This window comes from Myxococcus sp. CA051A (assembly GCF_013336705.1).
GTDB classification, from domain to species: domain Bacteria; phylum Myxococcota; class Myxococcia; order Myxococcales; family Myxococcaceae; genus Myxococcus; species Myxococcus llanfairpwllgwyngyllgogerychwyrndrobwllllantysiliogogogochensis.
This window is the reverse complement of the sequence record NZ_JABUMS010000070.1, coordinates 1-680: the sequence shown is the minus strand read 5'-3', so window position 1 is coordinate 680 and position 680 is coordinate 1. Positions and strand designations below refer to the sequence as shown.

The window sequence follows — 680 nt, the reverse complement described above, 5'->3', positions numbered from 1 at the left end:
GCCACGCGCGCCAGCGCTTCCAGTGTCTGGTGTTGGAAGAGCTGGTTTGCGGCCAGATGCAGGCCGGCCTGACGCGCGCGTGAGACCACCTGGATGGCGAGGATGGAGTCGCCGCCCAGCTCGAAGAAGTTGTCGCGGAGGCCGATGCGCGGCACGCCCAGCAATTCGGTCCAGATGCGGGCCAGCGCCTGCTGTGGCGGAGTCTGGGGTTCGAGGAAGTCCCCCGCTTCGCGAGGCTTCAGGTCCGGAGCCGGGAGGGCCCGTCTATCGACCTTGCCGTTGGGGGACAGGGGCAGGGCCGGCAGCGTCACGAAGGCCGAGGGCACCATGAACTCGGGCAGGCGCGCGGAGAGAGAAGCGCGCAAGGCCTGGGTGTCGAACTCGGCGGAGGCGACGAGATAGGCGACGAGGCGGGGAGCGGAAGCATCCTCGCGAAGGACGACGACGGCATCGGAGACGCCGGGAGCGGCGAGGAGCGCGGCCTCGATTTCGCCGAGTTCGATGCGGAAGCCGCGCAGCTTGACCTGGAAGTCGGCGCGGCCGAGGTACTCGAGGGAGCCGTCAGGCAGCCAGCGAGCGACGTCGCCGGTGCGGTAGAGGCGCGCGCCGGGGATGGCGGAGAAGGCGTCGGGGAGGAAGCGCTCGGCGGTGAGCGCGGGACGGCTGAGGTAGCCGAGGCC

The 680-nt window shown here is 70.7% G+C and carries 1 protein-coding gene; it reads right to left on the bottom strand.

The features are described 5' to 3' along the window. Positions 1-680: phosphopantetheine-binding protein (locus HUA74_RS44945; RefSeq protein WP_174459513.1), on the bottom strand; the 680-nt coding region annotated here is incomplete at both ends.